This is a genomic window from Streptomyces sp. PA03-3a, assembly GCF_033792735.1.
GTDB lineage: Bacteria > Actinomycetota > Actinomycetes > Streptomycetales > Streptomycetaceae > Actinacidiphila.
Genome location: NZ_JARAVM010000098.1, coordinates 1 through 660, shown reverse-complemented (window position 1 = coordinate 660; position 660 = coordinate 1). Strand labels below are relative to the sequence as shown.

General features: G+C 70.9%; 1 protein-coding gene. It reads left to right on the top strand.

What is annotated here, in order from left to right:
• On the top strand, nucleotides 1–660 hold a 660-nt coding region (locus tag PV342_RS40930; protein ID WP_500321247.1), incomplete at both ends, for an ATP-binding cassette domain-containing protein.

Sequence of the window (660 nt, the reverse complement as noted above, 5' to 3'; positions counted from 1 at the left end):
GGCTTCGACCTGCTCGCCATGAACAGCGCCGCACGCCTGCGCTACCAGCGCGAAGTCGTCGGCTTCGTCTGGCAGCAGACCTCACGCAACCTGCTGCCCTACCTCACCGCCCTGCAGAACGTCATCCTCCCCATGCGCCTGGCCGGCAGCGTCAAGGGCCGCAACGAACGCGCCGAGCGAGCCGGCGAACTCCTCGCCATGATGGGCGTCGGACACTGCGCCGACCGCCGCCCCCAGCAGATGTCCGGCGGCGAACAGCAACGCACCGCCATCGCCGTCGCCCTGGCCAACCACCCCTCCCTGGTGCTGGCCGACGAACCGACCGGGCAGCTCGACTCGGCCACCGGCGAACAGGTCTTCGCCGCGTTCCGCACCGCCAACGAGGAACTCGGCACGACCATCGTCGTCGTCACCCACGACCAGGCCGTCGCCACCGCGGTCGACCGCACCGTCGCCATCCGCGACGGCCGCACCGCCTCCGAGGTCGTCCGCCGCACCAGCGTCGACGACGAAGGCCGCACCACCGTCCACGCCAGCGAATACGCCACCGTCGACCGCTCCGGCCGCCTCCAACTCCCCCGCGACTACACCCACGCCCTCGACATCCGCAACCGCGTCATGCTCGAACTCGAACCCGACCACATCGCCATCCGCCCCGAC